This is a genomic window from Bacillus sp. FJAT-22090 (assembly GCF_007676755.1).
In the GTDB taxonomy this organism is placed as follows: domain Bacteria; phylum Bacillota; class Bacilli; order Bacillales_A; family Planococcaceae; genus Psychrobacillus.
Map to the genome: position 1 here is coordinate 64057 of NZ_VEBK01000009.1, position 18030 is coordinate 82086.

An 18030-nucleotide genomic window follows, 5' to 3' on the forward strand; every position below is an offset into this window, starting at 1 on the left:
GTATAAACTCACGCGGTACCACCCAAATTTACTGCAAAACATATGCAGCTTCTTAAGTCTCATGCTTAACGCGCATTTTACGGATGGGCCTACTTGTTTGTGTTCAGACCACCAATTCAAGAGTGCTACTCTACAATCGAAATCACTGATTTGCACCACCCATCAGCTCTCTAAAGATTTCCAAATATAAAGCTTATCTCCATCGAAATTGTTTAAGTTGTATTAGATTAAACCCATCATACTGACAGTCTTTTTAATTGTCAATATAGTTAAAATACTTGAAAACGCTATCATTTAAATTTTCGCTTTAAAAAGACTGATATTATGCCATTTTAAAATAAGAAATTTTTTTCTAGAAAAATTATAATTCGTGTTAATTCACAAATACCTTTCATTTTATATAGGGTACAACAAAAAATTTATTTATAAACGAACTTTGAGTCAGTAAATTTACCTTTTATTCGTGTTACAGTATTTTAACTCCTAAAACTCTCACAAATATATTGACTCCATACGCTTTAATTTGTACACTGTATAAAATCATTTGTTTTCTCTATAAATACAAATATAAATTTAAAGTTAGGATATGATGATATGAAAGTAAGTAAATTTGGAGGAACATCTGTGGCAAATGCCGAACAGATAAAAAAAGTAGCAGCAATCATTAAAGCAGATCCAGCTCGTAAATTCGTAGTTGTATCTGCCCCTGGAAAACGTTTTGACACAGATAAAAAGGTAACTGATCTATTGATCGAATTAGCAAATGCAGCGATACATAAGCAAAATATCGAGGAAAAATTGCAAAATGTAGTCAATCGTTATAAAGAAATCGCAGTGGGACTTGGATTAGGTCAAACAATTTGCGATGTGATTGAGGAAGATTTACGGAAACGTATAGAGGAGAGCCAATCCAACTTAGAACTTTTTATCGATAATATTAAAGCGAGCGGAGAAGATAATAACGCTAAACTTATTTCTACTTACTTCACAAGCATAGGTTTACCAGCCCAATATGTAAGTCCAAAAACAGCGGGATTAGTCGTTAATGATTTACCAGAGCGCGCACAAGCCTTATCCGAGGCATATAACAACTTGAGTTCATTACAAAAAGCTTCTGAAATAGTAGTATTCCCAGGATTCTTTGGTTATACAAAAGAGGGGATGTTACGAACATTCGAACGCGGGGGGTCTGATATTACCGGATCCATTTTAGCTGCCGCCGTGCAAGCAGATTTATACGAAAATTTTACTGACGTAGATTCTGTATTTTGCGCGAATCCAAGAGTAGTCAATAGTCCTGCTGAAATCGAAGAGATTACTTATCGGGAGATGCGCGAACTTTCATATGCAGGTTTCTCCGTTTTTCATGATGAAGCGTTAATGCCTGTTTATAAACGTGGGATTCCTGTTTGTATCAAAAATACGAATAACCCTTCCGCTCCAGGCACAAAAATTGTAGCAGAGCGTAAAGCAAATCATCGTCCTGTAACTGGAATTACCGCGGATAGTGGGTTTTCTATTTTGTTTGTGAGCAAATATTTAATGAATAGAGAAATTGGATTCGGTCGAAAACTCCTTCAAATTTTAGAAGAAGAGCATATTTCATATGAGCATACGCCTTCGGGTTTAGATGATATCTCCGTTATTATGCGTAGTCATCAACTCACATCTGAAAAAGAAGCCCGAATTATGAATCGAGTAATAAACGAGTTACATGCAGAGGAGGTGCATTTCCGTCATGAATTTTCCATGATCGTAATCGTAGGAGAAGGTATGAATAATAGTACAGGGCTTGCGGCTCGTGCAGCAACCGCTATCTCCCGAACAGGGGCAAATATTGAAATGATTAACCAAGGATCTTCAGAAGTGAGCCTTGCATTCGGCGTTCATAAAAGTAACGAAAACAAAATCTTGCGAGAACTATACAACGAATTTTTTGCCCCGGTTACAGTCGGATAAATTTAAGGGTGACAACTATGTTACGAGTGCCCGGCACCCGTAACATAGTTGCAACAAAAAAAGCCAAGAGAAGTTCTCTCTCCTCATGGCTTTCCAATTTTTTAAAGACATGGCATATGATTTAGGCTAGTAGTTTTAACATAGTGAACTAATGTCATGTTATCATTTACTTTCCAAATATCCCCTGTTTGCACATAGCCCATTTTTTCATAGAGATAGCAGTTTCGCTTTTCTTGTAATATGGTATCCAGCTCCCAGATGCTTGCTTCTGGGTACATACTTTCAATGCGTAACATCACTTGTTGAGCAATGCCTTTTCCTTGAAATTCTTCTAAAATGTTAATCATATGAAGTCGCATGACACCTGGCGATTTTGCATATACATGAACACTTCCTACAATAGTATGGTCAAGAATGATTTTATAGAAATCCCCTATCTTCAACCGCTCTTCAAATCTTTCAAATGTTTGGTTAACTGGTGTAGTTTTATGATCTTGGTATTTTTCGTAGAGTGGCATGAATACGGACCTCTGTATATCAAATAACTGTTCCGCATCTGCATTTGTTGCCTTTGTCAATGCAATCTTTGAATCAATCATTTCGAATATATTTTCTAGTATATGGTAAGGGATAAATTCACCACTTTGGACTAACTCTCGTATTTCAGCTATTGTCGCCCATCTCGCATTTGCGACCTCCTCATATTGCAAGGTCACCTCCTCAATATCCACATTTTGCTTCACAAGAAAATGATCATCAAACCCTCTTTCGAATTTAATCGTAAATAAAACCTCGGCATATTCCATCTGCAAATCAATTCCAAGCTCTTCTTTTACTTCACGGATCGCTGCCATTTCAGTTGTATCCCCAAGTATAGCGGATCCAGCCGCAGCACAGTCCCACATATTTGGCCATCCAGTTTTCCAAGGTTGTCGCTGTTGAATTAATAATTGTTCTTTTTCATTCATAATCCAAACATGCACAACTGTATGAAAATCTCCTTTTTGCATTTCTTCACCTCGGACATGCGTTCTTCCAGTCTTTTCTCTATGTGCATTATAAATATCCCAAATCTCCATTTTCCCACCCCCATAGTCGTTTTAATTGCGTTAGTATATCATGATGGCAACAGGAATGTATATATCGTTTATTTGACATCAAGCGTGATTTATGAGATACTTTGTCATGTTGACATTTTTGGTAAGACATAAATATTAGAAATTTGGCATTCTGCTTTATGTGTTTTTGATTATACTTATTCACACTGGCGCGACTATAGGGTCGCAAGGACGTAAAAGAAGGTAGGGTTTACGTTGCTTAGGTTAGAAGGCAACCAGTGGAACAATTTACCGCGGCATTGAAAGATAAAGATGCATCTTTCATGGAAATTATTCCCCGAAGTTTTTCGGGATGAAATTTTAAATTCAAAAGTTATGTTTTACCTATACAAAAATCAAGGGGTACTCTTTTATTAGAGTACCCCTTGTCCAATTTATGCGGCTATTTCTTTTTTCTTTTTACTATACTCCTTGAACATCAATAAATAGATAAACCCACTTCCTAATGCTAAAATGGCTAAAATGATGAACGTCCATGTAAACCCAATCCATGCTACGAGTGGAAAAACAAGCGGTGCGATTGTCCGCCCGATCGTGTAACGCAAACTCGCTGCTGCAAAATACTGCCCTCGCATATCTGCCGGCGCTAATTTAGAAACAAAGCTTTCCTGCAACCCGACTGTAGCCAATTCTCCTAAAGTAAATATAGCCATTGCAAACAGGAACACCCAGAAGTTCGCTGTCATCGGGAAAATGAACATCGCTATCATATACAAAAACGAGGAAAGAAAAAATACCCATTTATCCGGATATTTCGACATCCATCTCGTAACAAAAACAGTGAATAAGACAACTAATAAACCATTCTCTGATAATAAAATACCAAAAGAACCTTCCCCCGTAACTGCCCATTCACGGCCAAATAAATTTCCTAACACTTGCTTATCAATTACTTCTTTCATATAAACAGGTATTAGCATATCTAATTGCATATACGTTTGCCCTAGCAATATACCCGCAAGTACAAAAAGTAAGAATACCTTGTCTTTAACAATTAAACCATATGCCTTTATCTGATTCACGACCACTTGCATCCAATTGTTTGCTCCGTTATTAGCTAATTGCTGTTTAATATCTTTTGGCAATGTTTCCTCTGTTAAAAAACGAAGCGCAAGGCCAACTAGGCAGAATATAATACCCGCCGTGAGCAATAGCATAAAACGATATTGAAAGAATAATACCGCCCCTACAATCGGTCCAATAACAACCGAAATGTTGATAGATGTATAAAAGACTGAAAACACCGTGCTTCTTTGATGTTCAGGCACAACATCCGCGACAATCGCTTGACTGGCTGGATGATAAAATGAACCAGCTACACCAGCAATTGTGAATGCCACAAAACTCCATAAAGGAGAATCCAACCACGGTGAATTGGCGAAAGCGAAAAGAATAAACGCCCCTCCTTCTGCCGTAGCAGAAAAGAATAGCATCGTCCTTCTACCAAAACGGTCCGCACAGTAACCGCCAATAAGATTCGCTGCAACAGAAAAGACTTGTGAAATAACAAGTAATATCCCTGCCATACTCGTTCCGAACTCCGCAGCAAAATAAATAGCAAGAAACGGAAATACCATCCAAAAACTTAAATTACTAAAAAACTCGCCGAATAAACGGACTTTCAAACTTCGATCCCAATCTTTAATTCTCATAATCTTATCCTCATATCTAGTAGATGTTACTATCCTACCATATCGTTTCGAATTTCGAAATAGATATTTTTAGAAGAGGTAAATTATTTGGAATAGACAGTCAGGTCGTCATTACTAAATCCTTTTAATTGTTTCATCCAATACTTTTGCAGACTCTAATATTTGCATTGATGAATCTCCGATTGTTTCTACAGCGATGGTTAAGCCATTTACTTCGAACTCAATAGACTTCGATTCCTCAGCAAGTTCTTGTATCACAGCAGAAATACTTGAGAAAGACTGCACAGTTTGTTTACTCTCGGATAACCCTAAACCCGCTAATTGCTGAACATCATGAACAGCCTTCACCACTTCTTTTTGTGCTTTGTTTGATTCACCTACAAGCAAGTCAATTTGCTCCACCGAGCTTTTAGTTTGCTCAGAGAGATTGCGTACTTCACTTGCTACCACTGCGAATCCTTTTCCATATTCTCCTGCTCTTGCTGCTTCAATTGCTGAATTGATAGCAAGTAAATTGGTTTTTGTGGCAATATCCTTCACAATTTTGACGACATCTAATATTTCTACGGATGATTGATTTAGCTTTTCGATTATTTCAGTCATAGCAAAAGTCTTATCATATATTTCTTGTGAATTCTCCGTCAATGCTTGTACAACCTGTTTTCCTTTTTCCGCTGTGCCGATCGTTCTTAAGGAAGTCTCCATTCCGTTCGTAACGTCTTTTCTCACTTCTTTAGTGGTAGCTATTAATTCCTCAACCGATGCGGTAGTTTCTGACGATTGCTTCTCTAAAAGAGCAACAATGCCCCCTAACGTTTCTTTAACACTGTATTTTATATGTACTTCTTTTTCCATTACCTGCTCTGCAGCATATCGATCATATTCTTCGATTACTAACTGTTGTTCATAACTCATTATTTTATTGATTGCTTCATGGAAGATTATTTCCTGCTCTTTAAGAAGATCCATTTTTAGAAGTGCTGTTAGGAGGCTATTTTGCAAATTATGGCATGCAGCTAAATACCATTTTGTTTCTAATCCGATACGGACATGTATTTTTGCTATTTTCTTTCTTCTTTCAATATAATCATCATCTAGCTCTCCACTAAACCACTCAGTCACATGCTTTATTAGCGTACTCTCTAAACGCTCCCGAGAGCTATTATGGTTAATAATTTCTACTAGCTTTGGATTTCTCATGATGGAATCATAGAAAGTATGTACCGCTGTTGGAATATATGGCACTACTAATTTTTCCATTTGCTTTAGTGTTTGAAGTACATCTTTTGTTAAATTTATTAAATAAAGCTGCTCTATATGTTCTTTATTAGTAACATTCAGTTTTGGTTCAAAATACCCTAAGTCGTTTAACAAAACTGTTTTTTTCTTCTTTACGAACAACTTTTCTCACCCCTTACTATAATTTTAGCAACATACACGTCAGAAAACAGTGACTTTTCTCACAACCCCTAATTATATTTACCTAAAAAAAACACGAAGGCTACTGGCCTCCGTGTTTTTTTATATTTTATTTTTTGAAGGAATCATATTAAAGATGATGTTTAGTAAAATAGCAGTCACACTTCCTGCTACAATTCCGTTGCTTGTTAAAATTTGAAAGCTTGTTGGAAGAGATATAAATAAGTCTGGAACTACTGTAACTCCTAAACCCATCCCGATTGAACATGCTATGATCATGGAATTATCCTGAGAATCCGAAACGACAGTGCTAAGCATTTTTACTCCTTGCGCAACGACCATTCCAAACATCGCAATCATCGCTCCACCTAGGACTGACGCAGGTATGATTGTCGTAAGCGCGGCAATTTTTGGGATAAATCCAAGCACTATTAGCATCCCGCCTGTAATGTAAATCACATTTTTCGTTTTAACCCCAGACATTTGCATTAGACCAACGTTTTGTGAGAACGTTGTATAAGGGAATGAATTGAAGATACCGCCTAGTAATACAGCGATTCCTTCTGCACGATATCCTTTCGCCAAATCCTCTTTCTCGATTTTTTTTCCAAGAATATCTCCCAGGGCAAAATAAACACCTGTCGATTCAACTAATGAAACCATCGCCACTAAAATCATCGTAATTATTGGTGACCATTCAAACGTTGGTGTACCAAAGTAAAATGGTTGAATCATATGAAAATAACTCGCTTCTGTTACGGGAGAAAAGTCTACTTTTCCCATAATGATTGCGGCAATGGTGCCAAGAATAATACCAAGTAAAATAGAAATTGCTCTTATAAATCCTGTTGAAAAACGATAAAGCAACACGATAAAAATTAAAGTACCAAATGCTAATGAAATATTAGAGGTGGACCCAAAATCACTAGCGCCTTGGCCACCGCCCATATTATTAATAGCAACAGGGATCAGTGTAATTCCTATAATCGTTACAACAGAACCAGTAACTACCGGTGGAAAGAACTTTACAAGATGTCCAAATATACCACTAACCAAAATAACAAAAATTCCTGATACGATAATTGCCCCGTAAATAGCCGATACACCATATTCTCCACCGATTGCAATCATTGGACCGACTGCGGTGAATGTACAACCCAAAACTACTGGTAGTCCAATACCAAAAAAGCGATTGCTCATCACTTGTAAGATTGTCGCAATCCCACACATTAAAATATCAATTGCTACTAAATACGTTAGCTGCTCTGAATTAAGACCAATTGCCCCTCCAACAATAAGTGGTACAATAACAGCTCCCGCATACATCGCGAGAACATGTTGTATACCGAGAGCTGTATTTCTCAATGTATTGTTCATACAGTCGGGATCTCCTCAAAAAACGTGACTTGCCCATCTGCTAGAGATTTAATGTTCGCAAGAGACTCCACACGGATTCCTTTTTCGCGAATCAAGCCCCCGCCTGTTTGAAATCCTTTTTCTATCACAATTCCTACACCAGCATTGTTGGCATTTGCTTGTTCTAAAATATCTAGCAATCCAAGCACTGCTTGTCCATTCGCAAGAAAATCGTCAATGATTAACACGATATCATCGCTGTTTATAAAATCTTTTGATACAGAAATATCATTTGTTTCATTTTTAGTAAATGAATGAACTTGAGAAGTATATAAGTTTCCAGATAAAGTTAGTGATTTACGTTTACGAGCGAAAACCACAGGAACTCCTAAAGTAATACCTGCGAACATTGAAGGTGCAATTCCAGAGGATTCAATCGTTAAGATTTTGGTAATTCCTGCATCTTGAAAACGTGCAGCAAACTCTTCTCCAATTGCTTGCATTAACACTGGATCAATTTGATGATTTAAAAACGTATCTACTTTTAATACATTTTCCGATAACACTTTACCCTCTTGCATAATCTTCTCTTTTAATAATTTCATAATCTCTAAATTCCCTTCAGGTTTATTTTCTCCAAAAAAAGCTCGAATGCTATTGTAACCATCCTTACTAGGAGTGGAACAATGTCATTCGAGCTTGTAAATTCGAATTAAAATAAAAGAAACCATGACAAAAACGTCATAATTCTATTATTTCATTGTCACTCATAGTCAGCTTATTTACGGTAAGCCGGTAGAAACTTGCAGGCCATATTCCTGCGATTATACGAGTTAATGCTATTTGAATATTTCTCATTATAGCACGACAATTTTCAATTACAACAATCTATCAATATATTTAATGATTCATAAAATTCAGTTGAAAATCAAATTTATATGACAAAATTATTACGAGTGCCTGGCACCTGTAATAGTTTTATCTTATTCCTTTCCTAGCTGGGATTAGTTTTTGCTTTCAATGATTGGAAAGCAAGCATAAATGAATCAGGATCGTCTTGAATTTGATAAGAAAAGACCCCTTGGTTTGTATGTAAATATAGGATTCCTCCACCAAACGAAAATGGTTTATGGGATAAATCATGAACATTACAAAGCTCAAACTGATGTCGAGCCGATGTAATACCCTCTATATTTAACTGCAATTCGAACCGCATTTCATTTTGCTTCATTTGATAATAAAAATCTATCTCACGTTCAATTTCAATATAAACAATGGAATTTTCGTTCAACGTCTATACCTCCCAACCCAATCAATAGTCTAGCTGTTTTTTCAAGAACTATACATGTAAGGATTATATGAGTTTGACGAACTCTCTTGTTTGTCCTTCCAGCTTTTCAGAAGCTGAGGATATCTCTCTAAATTCTTCAAGGGCCGTACGAATTTCGGCTTGACTTTTTTCAATGCTTTGTTGGGACTTTCCGTTACTTTGAGCGACTTTCTCTACTTCTTTTGTAATGCCCTCAATATTTTCACGCACTTCTACAATAGAGGCTTCCACTCTTGCTGCAAGTTTTCGTACTTCTTGTGCTACTACATTAAATCCTCTTCCATGCTCTCCTGCTCGAGCTGCTTCGATTGCCGCGTTAAGCGCTAGTAGATTCGTTTGTGCTGCTATCTCTCTGATGGTCTGAACGATACCGCGAATAGAATCTGCTTGAACCTGTAATTTTCCAAGAGCCTCTGTATTTTCTTTCGAACCATTGGCAATCTCATCAATACTATCTAGCAACTCTTCATTACGCTTAATACCTATTTCTGCTCGATTATTCAGATCCTCAGACATGTGATTTAATTCTTCGGTCACAGCCATGATTGTCCGGTGACGCTCCGTTACATTTGTGGCCACTTTCGTTACTCCTAGAACTTTACCTCGATTCCCAAACACCGGCATATAGGTTGCTTCTAACATAACGCTGTCCCCGTTTTTATCTTTGCGCTCTACTTTATCATGAAATGCCTTACCTGCAAATAAATCTTCCCAAAACTTTTCATAATCCTTACTATTTGCATACTCTCTGAAACAGAAGACTTTATGGTCCATCCCCATCAATTCTTCTTTCGTATAACCAAGTTCCTTTGCGAAATTATCATTCACATATGCTATGCGTCTATCTAAATCAAAACGGACAATCGCTAAGTTTTTTTCTAAGGCTTCCACTACTGTCATATCATTCACTTCTTCTAGTTGAACGTTCTTCATATTAATTTCCCCCCACCCATTTAGTTTTTTACATTTGGTGCATATAAAGATAAATCAAGCACAGTTTCCTGGCCCGTTGATAACTTTGCAAGTTCAGAGCCAACAAATGGACCTGCCGTTAATCCTGAAGCACCTAATCCGTTTGCAAAGTAGATATGCTCAAAACCAGGTACCTTCCCTATAGTAGGAAGAAATTCTGGTGTAAAAGGTCTAAATCCTACCCTTACTTCTTCTATACGAGCACTTTCCAACGTTTCTGCGATACTTGTTGCTCTCTCTAATAGTTCTAGTTTTCCTTCTTCCGTTACACCATGATCGTATCCGGTATTCTCCTCATAAGTAGAGCCAGCTACTACTTTTCCATGCTCAAACGTAAGCATATACTGATTTGTTGGAGGGAGTACCACCGGCCAATCTCCTGTATGCTCATTTTCTATATGAAAGTGCATAATTTGCGCTTTTTGAAAACTAACTTGCATATCTACCCCAAGTTTAAAAGGAATTTCATTGCCCCAGGCACCCGCAGTTAAGATGATCTTATCCGCAACTAACTGCTTTCCATTAACTAAAACTGCACCGTAGGCAAGCTGGGCATCACCATATATTACTTCTGCACCAAGTTTTTTTGCCGCTCCGATCAATGCATCTCTCATTGCCCTTCCATCCACCCTGGCAGCACCTTCTACGTATAGAGATGCAGCATTTTCCGATAGAAGAGGAAACAATAACTTTGTTTCTTCTGGAGATAAGATTTTCAACTCCCCAATTTCAGGTGCCTCTTCTCTTTTCGCTATCGCCCGCTCTAGCATTTTTTGTAATTTTTTCTCCTCATTTTGTAATGCTATCGCTCCTACTTGTTTGTATCCAGTCGAAGTTTCTCCTAAGTCCTCAAGCTCTTTTACCAACTGCTTATAATATTTCGCCCCATTTTTTACTAGTTCATACCATTTTTTATTTCTACGTTGGGAAATCCACGGGCAAATAATACCTGCTGCAGCTGCAGATGCTTGTCCCAAATCCTGTCGATCGATTAACGTGACTTTTACTTTCTGTTTTGCCAGATGGTAAGCGGTTGATGCACCTAAAATACCTCCACCTATTACTATAATAGAAGTCATATATTACTCTACACCGCTCTCTAAAATAGAAAATGTAGCATTTTCACAATTCATTTCTGCAAGTGCACCATAGGGAAGGACAAACTTAGGTTCCGTATGACCAAAGTTTAAGTTATAAAAAATTGGTAAATCGGTTAAATCCAATTCGCTCATAATTCTACCAATCGACTCTTTATATTCTTCGTAATACTTTTCATGTTGAGGCTTTCCAAAAATAATGCCGTTTACCTGTTGTAAAATCCCTTGTGAACCATAATTTCTTAGCCAATATTCAATAAATGCAGGATCTGGTGTATCTTCCGAAGTCTCAAAAAATAAAATACTATCTTTCCAATAAGATGCTTCTGGCCAAAGTGTTGTACCTTTAGCAAATTCTAATACTTCGATACAACCTCCGATTAATCTGCCTTGTACTGTCCCATTCCCTTGCAACACTTCATAACCATGATTGGATTGCATTTTTCGTCTAGTATTTTTGTTTTCCACTTTCCACTCTAGGCGTTCACTTGTCCACTCAACTGCTGGTTTAATCTCCCCTATTACGTCATTTGAAAACAAAGTCTTTTTCAAGGCTTCCACCGTGTAGTCGTGCATTTTAACATTTTCAGCGAAATCTGTAAGGATGGCTGGGCCATAAAAAGAAGAAATTCCAGCTTTATGACAAAATAAATGAGACACAGTGACATCTGAATAACCAATAAATACTTTTGGATTTGCACGAATTACATCAAAATCAATATACGGTAACAAACGAATACTTTCGCTGCCACCAATATTTGAAATAATCCCTTTTATCGATGAGTCCTTGAATGCATTCATTAGATCCTCTGCTCGCGCTTTTGGGTTTTCATATAAATAGTCTGCGCCTTTTAAACTATTGGGCATCGGAACGACTTCCAGTCCAAATACTTTTTCTAAACGTTCTACACCTTGTTCATATCTCCATTTTAGGTCTGGTTCCCCAGCTCCACCCCAGGACAAACTAATCGTAGCAACTTTATCCCCTTCTCGAAGCATCTTTGGTTTTATAAGCATGATACACATTCCTCCACCCTTTTTATCCCGGTTCAACTTTCCATCTGCGGAAGATGTAGAATATCTCACCGATGGAAGTTTCACTTTATTTAATTATAGCGGAAACATTCCATTTGTTATTGTCTAAATTAAAAGAAATCGGGTATATGATAATTATATTATTAGTATCGAATGGAAGTGGAAGAGATGAAATGGCAAGGTAGACAGCGTAGTACTAATGTGGAAGACAGAAGAGGTAAAGGAAGCGGAAAAGCAATCGCAGGTATTGGCGGAGGTTTTGGATTAATCATCGTAATTATCATATCCTTGCTTGGAGGAAATCCTGAAGAGCTATTAGGTAATTTAAGCACAACTGAGCAATCCAGCTCTATACCGTATGAAGAAACTGCACAGGAAAAAGAACTTGCTGAATTTGTATCCGTTGTACTAGCTGATACGGAAACTGTGTGGTCCGAAATATTCCAAGAAAACGGTTTACAATATACAAATCCTACACTGGTATTATATACAGATAGTGTGAATTCGGCATGTGGTACTGCCGGTGCCTCTGTTGGTCCTTTTTATTGCCCAGGTGATCAAAAATTATATATCGATCTGAGTTTCTATCAGGAACTTCAAAACAAGTTCCATGCACCCGGCGACTTTGCAATGGCATATGTCATTGCTCACGAAGTAGGTCATCATGTACAAACACTGCTAGGAACATCTGAAAAAGTAATGCCTCTTCGACAAAAGTTAAGTGAAACGGAATTCAACAAATACCTTGTCCGATTTGAACTTCAAGCGGACTACTTTGCTGGTGTTTGGGCCAAGCATGCACAAGGAATGGACTTACTAGAAGAAGGGGATTTAGAAGAAGCTCTTACAGCAGCAAGTGCAGTGGGTGATGATACTTTGCAAAAACAAGCGATGGGATATGTCGTACCAGAAAGTTTCACACATGGAACGTCCGAGCAACGTAAAAACTGGTTTTACAAAGGCTATGAAAATGGCACAATTCAAGGTGGAGATACATTTAGCTCGAAACAATAGATGCTTCATATGACAAACCTTTAAAGCAGATTCTTTCCTAGAGTCTGCTTTTTTCGTTGACCAAAACGGAGAAAACTAATTATAATTAAATATATTGTTCCTTTAATTGGAAAAAGGAGTGAATTGTATGAATATACCTTTTACAAAAATGCATGGTTGCGGCAATGACTATATATACATTAATTGTTTTGAGCGTACGATTGAACATCCCGAACAGCTAAGCAAAATAATTTCTGATCGTCATTTTGGCATCGGTGGAGATGGTATTGTTCTTATTTGCCCTTCGGAAAATGCAGATGCGAAAATGAGGATGTTTAATATTGACGGCAGTGAAGGTAAAATGTGCGGCAATGCAATTCGCTGTGTTGCTAAATTTGTATACGACAATAATATTGTCAAAAAAGAAACACTGCAGATAGACACACTTAGTGGAGTTAAAAAGATAAAATTGCTAGTTAAAGACGGTTATATGACTGCTGCGACAGTAGATATGGGTAAAGCTATTTTAAACCCCTCAGCCATCCCTATTCTAATTGATAAAAAAGAAACGCTTATTCAATTTCCTTTTCACATAGAAGATAAGATCTATCCTATTACAACAGTTTCCATGGGTAATCCACATTGTGTCATATTTTGTGAGGATATAGCATCCATTGATTTACCTGTAATAGGTCCGGGATTTGAACATCATCCTCTGTTCCCAGAGAGTGTAAATACTGAATTTATTCAAGTACAAGATCAGAATACGATTCACATGCGTGTTTGGGAGCGAGGAAGTGGGGAAACGCTTGCCTGCGGTACCGGTGCTTGTGCAGCAGTGGTTGCAGCTGTCTTAAACGGTTATTGTGAAAAAGATACAGATGTTACCGTCAAATTGTTAGGCGGTGAACTTATTATTCGGTATACAAACGATGATGTTTATATGACCGGTCCAGCTGTAACTGTTTTCCATGGAGAAATCCAGTTATAAAATGAACAATCTGAATCAAACTTATCGCAAGGAGTTATCCCAATACTTTTTTGGGATAACTCCTTTTGTCATATTCAGAACGATGAGGACATACACTTGGTTAGTATCTGTAATATTCCGTTTCTACTTTGTAATGCTATTGGTAAATTGTCGTAATATTCCTGTAATAATATACTGCTAATATATGTTTAGACTAAATAGCAAGGGGTAGAGTATTTGAGAAAATTTCTTGGGGCACTCATCATCACAATTGCACTATTGGTTAGCGGAACAACAACAGGCGTGGCCGCATCTTCATCGCACACAGTACAAAAGGGGGATACATTATATAAAATCGCCAAAAAATATAATGTCTCAGTCTCCAATTTAAAATCATGGAACAATCTAAAGTCAGATACTATTCAACTAAAACAAAAATTAACTATTGTAAAATCCAAAGTTCCATCCCGCTCTAATTCGCAGGACAAAGTAGTGAAGGAACTAGTTGTATCCGCAAGTGCATTTACTGCAAATTGCAATGGATGTAGCGGGATTACAAGCACGGGGATTAATTTAAAAAAGAACCCAGATATAAAAGTAATAGCAGTAGACCCAGATGTCATTAAACTTGGAACAAAAGTCCATGTAGAGGGTTACGGCTATGCTGTCGCAGGAGATATAGGTGCAAATATTAAAGGAAATAAAATCGATGTGTTTTTTTCCTCTAAAACCGATGCTTATAAATGGGGACGTAAAAGCGTAAAAATTAAAATACTCGAATAAACAATTAAGGGGCTGTGACAAGGAGTTTTGTCACATCCCCTCTTCTATTTATGAATCACTTAAACGACGGTCCCATTTTTAAGGTTGTACCTATCCCTTCAACCACTTTTTCATAATAGGAGTTTTGATGAGGCACAAAACTGTCCTTCGTTACTACTTTATTAACTAGATTCTTTTCTCCTAGCCCGTTTATGTCAAAACCCTTTACTTGTAGTTCGGTTATTTTTCCAGACCAAAGATCTGCAAATTGCTTAAATTCGGTTCTAACTATCCCCGATACCTCTTCAGCTTGGAGGGTAAAGTCCTCAAAATTTAAATCTCGATTATATACAAATATATTAGCCAACTCATTATCTTTGAGCTCCCCAGTTTCCACTGAATATTCTATTACTCCCATCGATACCAATTCATCAAAAGAGACGGCTATTCCAAGTTCTTCTTTTACTTCTCTAATTCCATCTCGCACGGTTTCCATGGCTAATAGATGTCCTGCGGCTGTAATATCTAAAAGATTTGGATAATCTTTTTTCATCTCACTACGAATTTGCAAATAGATATAATCTATTTCATTCTCTCTGCCTACAAACCAGCAATGAAATGTCTCATGCCAATATCCAAACTTATGTACTTCATGGCGCGTTGCAGTTCCTATAGCATTTCTATTCGTATCAAATATCCTTAACAATTCTTCTTCCATTTTGATCCCCTACCTACTTTATATTACAGAAGAGTTACGAGTGCAAGAAACCAGTAACTCTTCTATAACAATCTCTTTAAGATCCTATTAAGAGCTCAACAAAGTCATGAAGTTTGTCTAATGAAGTTATATTGTGATTGCATTCTTGGCTGTCCTGACAAATATAATTTCCCCTCTTAATAAAGGCATCCTGGGTTGTACCTTTTGCAGCAGAAGTAAACATGCCAATCTCCTCAAAGCGATTACATAAAGTACAAATACCTTTTTTGTTGGAATTTTTGTATCCTCCTGAAATTCCCACAATTTTATTATTATGTTCTACAACAAGAAATTTCTTATTGGATCCTTTATCCGTCCAACCTAAGTATGAAATCTCTTTAAAATCTATTTCTTCTAAGGATGGTACTTTTAACTTTTTAACTTTTGGAAATAACTTCTTAATTGATGGCTCCGTTATTTCTTTAAAAGGGACGACCATACCTTTTATTTGTTCCAAAAAAGTTTCGGCATCTGCTTTTTCTTTTACATCTGAAATGGCCTGTAGTAATTTTTTCTGTTCTTCATTTAGATTTTCAAACAAGCTTAATACTTTTTCGCTTGTAAGTGTTTTTAATGCTCTTAGTACAGCTTGATCGTTTACAGTCGCATGACCATTTATTAATCCCTGAGTTTGATTTTTTATGAAGTTAAATTGATCATTTCTTATGAAAGGATTCATTTTCTATCTCTCCAATCTCTAACTTTTACAGTTTTTTTCATAATTTATTGTATCGAACATTTTTTTCTTTATAAATGGAAAGAATCATTATGAAACGTTTTCTACATAAAACAGTGTAAGTGCCCTTTAGATACAAATATTATTTTCAGAAATTTTTCCTATGAAAAGTGTCCATCAAAATAGCAAGGCTGCTGTAGCATGAACACATTATTCGCGTTACAAAAAAACTGATAAACCCATGTGGAGTTATCAGCTTGAATTAATTCATTTCGTATAAACTATTTTTTTTATCGTTTCTATGGATAGAAAATAGTCTTCAGCAAGTTGCTGTATCGAAGTCCCGTTTTTGAAAGTTTTTTTAATCAACTTATTTCGGTGATCGATTCTCTGTCTCTCTCCAGAGTTTACTCCCCACTGTTTATAGTTTCTATCTAGTTTAGGAATGTAAATCATTTCCCCTTGAATATACTTCTGAATCTCCAGCAAAAGTGCTTCGGGTAAAACAGAAGTTGCTTTTCTATACGTCATTTTGCTCGCTCCTCATTTTTTTATACTTAAAATAAGGTGCAAAGCCGACATTATAAAATGGCGATTAAAGGACTGCCCACGCAAAGTTTCGCCTTTCTACATATAGGCTTTGCATGAGACGTTGCACTATCTGGCATTCTAAGTCTATTTGCCATTATACTCACCTCGCTCTATTCATAGTTTAATACAAGCATACTTGTTTTACCAAATACATATAGTTTTAAAAAGAGATTCTAAATAGGGGTGGTAGAGTTCATGCGAAACTTGTTCGTACTATGCTTGATATTACTAATATCTATTACTTTTAGCAAAACTGTTGTAGGAGCAGCGACATTGTCCCAAAGTATAGGTTTTCAAGATCAGTTATTACATTTTAGCGATATTAAAGTTATAAATGACGATCCAAAAGTGCCACTCGAAGAGATTGCTGCATTTCTAGATATCCCTTTTGGTTTAGAAAAAGGGATCATTTATATACGCAAAAATGGAATAGAAATTAGCTATGATGAAGCCTCTAATATCACCACTAAAGGTGGAATACCTGAAGCCGGGACCCCCCTTGTAAAAGTCGAGGGAGCACTTTATATTAGCGTTAAATTTATCGCGGGCGAAATAGGATATAAAGTAGAAGATTTTGAGAAACAAAGAACACTGCGCATCTACAATGATAGCTGGGCACATATGACATATGTGGAGTTCGAAAACTATTTAAATCAAGTATTGAACAAAAAACAACCTACTAACGGAAAATCAAAAGCAACTATATACTTAACATTTGACGATGGTCCAAATAAATTTACAGCCTTAAACAATGCCATTTTAAATAGATATAATGCCCAAGCGACCTTTTTCTTTCTAGGAAACAATATGAAAAAAAACGCATCCATTATCAATTCGGTAGTAAAAGATGGTCATTATATCGGAACGCACAGTATGACCCACGATAAAGAGAAAGTGTACCTATCAGCCAAATCCTTTATCAATGAAATAAACGATGGAGTGAAGCTAGTTAAAGAAATGACAGGAAAAGATGCAAAACTCGTACGCACACCTTATGGCAGTAAACCACATATAACAACAGCTATGAAGAGCGAACTCATAAAAAATGGCTATAAGTTATGGGATTGGGACGTCGATTCGAATGATTGGAAATACACCGATAAAGAGGCTGACCAAATCGTTAAAAATGTAAAGACTGGTGTAGAAAAAGCCTATAAGTCAGGAGATCGAGACATCATCATCCTGCTTCACGACCGTAGTCAAACGACAAAAGCACTACCAAAAATAATTGAATGGCTTCAAAAGGAAGGCTACACACTTAAAACATACGAGCCTGAGCATCATATCGTACAAAACTTCCTACATGAGACATCCCTATAAATAAAATCATCCAAAAACACAAG

At 36.8% G+C, this 18030-nt stretch carries 17 protein-coding genes, 2 pseudogenes, 1 riboswitch and 1 other annotated feature (1 of these 21 only partly in view); of the genes and pseudogenes, 5 read left to right on the forward strand and 14 right to left on the reverse strand.

All coding sequences use genetic code 11. The features are described from left to right. Positions 1–215, reverse strand: a binding site (T-box leader); it reaches 19 nt to the left of the window's first position. 379 nt (positions 216–594) lie between these two features. Beyond that, complete coding sequence (locus FS486_RS12335; protein WP_144511852.1) at positions 595–1959, forward strand: aspartate kinase; 1365 nt, start codon at positions 595–597, stop codon at positions 1957–1959. A gap of 101 nt (positions 1960–2060) precedes the next feature. Here FS486_RS12335 and FS486_RS20670 read toward each other — a convergent pair whose 3' ends face one another. From FS486_RS20670 to FS486_RS12385, 11 genes and pseudogenes are all read right to left on the reverse strand, one after another. After that, a complete protein-coding gene (locus tag FS486_RS20670; RefSeq protein ID WP_395940854.1) occupies positions 2061–3038 on the reverse strand; it encodes a GNAT family N-acetyltransferase in 978 nt (325 codons plus the stop codon). Between the two features lie 413 nt (positions 3039–3451). Continuing rightward, a complete protein-coding gene (locus tag FS486_RS12350) occupies positions 3452–4729 on the reverse strand; it encodes an MDR family MFS transporter (protein ID WP_144511853.1) in 1278 nt (425 codons plus the stop codon). 114 nt (positions 4730–4843) lie between these two features. Beyond that, positions 4844–5584: a methyl-accepting chemotaxis protein gene (locus FS486_RS20675; protein WP_395940856.1), complete on the reverse strand. Its 741-nt coding sequence runs from the start codon at positions 5582–5584 to the stop codon at positions 4844–4846. Between the two features lie 30 nt (positions 5585–5614). Then, positions 5615–6130 (reverse strand): annotated as a pseudogene (locus tag FS486_RS20680) (protoglobin domain-containing protein); the annotation flags it as partial. Between the two features lie 120 nt (positions 6131–6250). Further along, positions 6251–7525 carry a nucleobase:cation symporter-2 family protein gene (locus FS486_RS12360; protein ID WP_186321441.1) on the reverse strand — a complete coding sequence of 425 codons (1275 nt, stop codon included), beginning with the start codon at positions 7523–7525 and terminating at the stop codon, positions 6251–6253. Then, the gene (locus FS486_RS12365) at positions 7522–8109 is read right to left on the reverse strand and encodes a xanthine phosphoribosyltransferase (RefSeq protein ID WP_144511855.1); all 588 of its coding nucleotides are present in this window, start codon (positions 8107–8109) and stop codon (positions 7522–7524) included. The genes FS486_RS12360 and FS486_RS12365 overlap by 4 nt, the downstream gene beginning before the upstream one ends. A 145-nt stretch (positions 8110–8254) precedes the next feature. Then, a riboswitch (purine riboswitch) is annotated at positions 8255–8356 on the reverse strand. 142 nt (positions 8357–8498) lie between these two features. Beyond that, positions 8499–8795, reverse strand: coding sequence for a hypothetical protein (locus FS486_RS12370; protein WP_144511856.1), 297 nt, complete (start codon positions 8793–8795; stop codon positions 8499–8501). Positions 8796–8858: 63 nt separating this feature from the next. Beyond that, the gene (locus FS486_RS20685; RefSeq protein ID WP_395940857.1) at positions 8859–9377 is read right to left on the reverse strand and encodes a methyl-accepting chemotaxis protein; all 519 of its coding nucleotides are present in this window, start codon (positions 9375–9377) and stop codon (positions 8859–8861) included. 15 nt (positions 9378–9392) lie between these two features. Continuing rightward, a pseudogene (locus FS486_RS20690) lies at positions 9393–9767 on the reverse strand (PAS domain-containing protein); the annotation flags it as partial. 20 nt (positions 9768–9787) lie between these two features. Then, positions 9788–10885 carry an NAD(P)/FAD-dependent oxidoreductase gene (locus FS486_RS12380; protein ID WP_144511858.1) on the reverse strand — a complete coding sequence of 366 codons (1098 nt, stop codon included), beginning with the start codon at positions 10883–10885 and terminating at the stop codon, positions 9788–9790. A gap of 3 nt (positions 10886–10888) precedes the next feature. Beyond that, positions 10889–11920: a S66 family peptidase gene (locus tag FS486_RS12385; RefSeq protein ID WP_144511859.1), complete on the reverse strand. Its 1032-nt coding sequence runs from the start codon at positions 11918–11920 to the stop codon at positions 10889–10891. 186 nt (positions 11921–12106) lie between these two features. Between FS486_RS12385 and ypfJ the strand changes: the two genes are divergently transcribed. The 3 genes from ypfJ to FS486_RS12400 all read left to right on the forward strand — a co-directional run bounded on the left by ypfJ (position 12107) and on the right by FS486_RS12400 (position 14684). Then, positions 12107–12952: a KPN_02809 family neutral zinc metallopeptidase gene (gene ypfJ, locus FS486_RS12390; protein ID WP_144511860.1), complete on the forward strand. Its 846-nt coding sequence runs from the start codon at positions 12107–12109 to the stop codon at positions 12950–12952. A 127-nt stretch (positions 12953–13079) separates the two neighbouring features. After that, positions 13080–13922 (forward strand): diaminopimelate epimerase, encoded by an 843-nt coding sequence (gene dapF / locus FS486_RS12395; protein WP_144511861.1) that lies wholly within the window; start codon positions 13080–13082, stop codon positions 13920–13922. 216 nt (positions 13923–14138) lie between these two features. Beyond that, positions 14139–14684, forward strand: a complete 546-nt coding sequence (locus FS486_RS12400) for a 3D domain-containing protein (protein WP_144511862.1) — start codon at positions 14139–14141, stop codon at positions 14682–14684. Positions 14685–14739: 55 nt separating this feature from the next. On the opposite strand, the gene FS486_RS12405 is transcribed toward FS486_RS12400, so the two are convergent. The 3 genes from FS486_RS12405 to FS486_RS12415 form a co-directional block, all read right to left on the reverse strand. Next, positions 14740–15381, reverse strand: a complete 642-nt coding sequence (locus FS486_RS12405; RefSeq protein ID WP_144511863.1) for an NUDIX hydrolase — start codon at positions 15379–15381, stop codon at positions 14740–14742. A gap of 76 nt (positions 15382–15457) precedes the next feature. Next, a complete protein-coding gene (locus FS486_RS12410; RefSeq protein WP_144511864.1) occupies positions 15458–16099 on the reverse strand; it encodes a FusB/FusC family EF-G-binding protein in 642 nt (213 codons plus the stop codon). A gap of 264 nt (positions 16100–16363) precedes the next feature. Then, on the reverse strand, positions 16364–16627 hold the full coding sequence (locus tag FS486_RS12415) for a CD3324 family protein (protein WP_144511865.1): 264 nt from the start codon (positions 16625–16627) through the stop codon (positions 16364–16366). A 255-nt stretch (positions 16628–16882) separates the two neighbouring features. Between FS486_RS12415 and FS486_RS12420 the strand changes: the two genes are divergently transcribed. Beyond that, positions 16883–18007, forward strand: a complete 1125-nt coding sequence (locus FS486_RS12420; RefSeq protein ID WP_144511866.1) for a polysaccharide deacetylase family protein — start codon at positions 16883–16885, stop codon at positions 18005–18007. The last annotated feature ends 23 nt before the right edge of the window (positions 18008–18030 follow it).

Coding starts and splice junctions, on each gene's coding strand:
- FS486_RS12385 (WP_144511859.1), bottom strand. CDS start 11,920: ATGCTTATAAAACCAAAGATGCTTCGAGAAGGGGATAAAGTTGCTACG.
- FS486_RS12360 (WP_186321441.1), bottom strand. CDS start 7,525: ATGAACAATACATTGAGAAATACAGCTCTCGGTATACAACATGTTCTC.
- FS486_RS20685 (WP_395940857.1), bottom strand. CDS start 9,377: ATGGCTGTGACCGAAGAATTAAATCACATGTCTGAGGATCTGAATAAT.
- FS486_RS12415 (WP_144511865.1), bottom strand. CDS start 16,627: ATGACGTATAGAAAAGCAACTTCTGTTTTACCCGAAGCACTTTTGCTG.
- ypfJ (WP_144511860.1), top strand. CDS start 12,107: ATGAAATGGCAAGGTAGACAGCGTAGTACTAATGTGGAAGACAGAAGA.
- FS486_RS12335 (WP_144511852.1), top strand. CDS start 595: ATGAAAGTAAGTAAATTTGGAGGAACATCTGTGGCAAATGCCGAACAG.
- FS486_RS12410 (WP_144511864.1), bottom strand. CDS start 16,099: ATGAATCCTTTCATAAGAAATGATCAATTTAACTTCATAAAAAATCAA.
- FS486_RS20675 (WP_395940856.1), bottom strand. CDS start 5,584: ATGGAAAAAGAAGTACATATAAAATACAGTGTTAAAGAAACGTTAGGG.
- FS486_RS12365 (WP_144511855.1), bottom strand. CDS start 8,109: ATGAAATTATTAAAAGAGAAGATTATGCAAGAGGGTAAAGTGTTATCG.
- FS486_RS12380 (WP_144511858.1), bottom strand. CDS start 10,885: ATGACTTCTATTATAGTAATAGGTGGAGGTATTTTAGGTGCATCAACC.
- FS486_RS12405 (WP_144511863.1), bottom strand. CDS start 15,381: ATGGAAGAAGAATTGTTAAGGATATTTGATACGAATAGAAATGCTATA.
- FS486_RS12420 (WP_144511866.1), top strand. CDS start 16,883: ATGCGAAACTTGTTCGTACTATGCTTGATATTACTAATATCTATTACT.
- FS486_RS12350 (WP_144511853.1), bottom strand. CDS start 4,729: ATGAGAATTAAAGATTGGGATCGAAGTTTGAAAGTCCGTTTATTCGGC.
- dapF (WP_144511861.1), top strand. CDS start 13,080: ATGAATATACCTTTTACAAAAATGCATGGTTGCGGCAATGACTATATA.
- FS486_RS20670 (WP_395940854.1), bottom strand. CDS start 3,038: ATGGAGATTTGGGATATTTATAATGCACATAGAGAAAAGACTGGAAGA.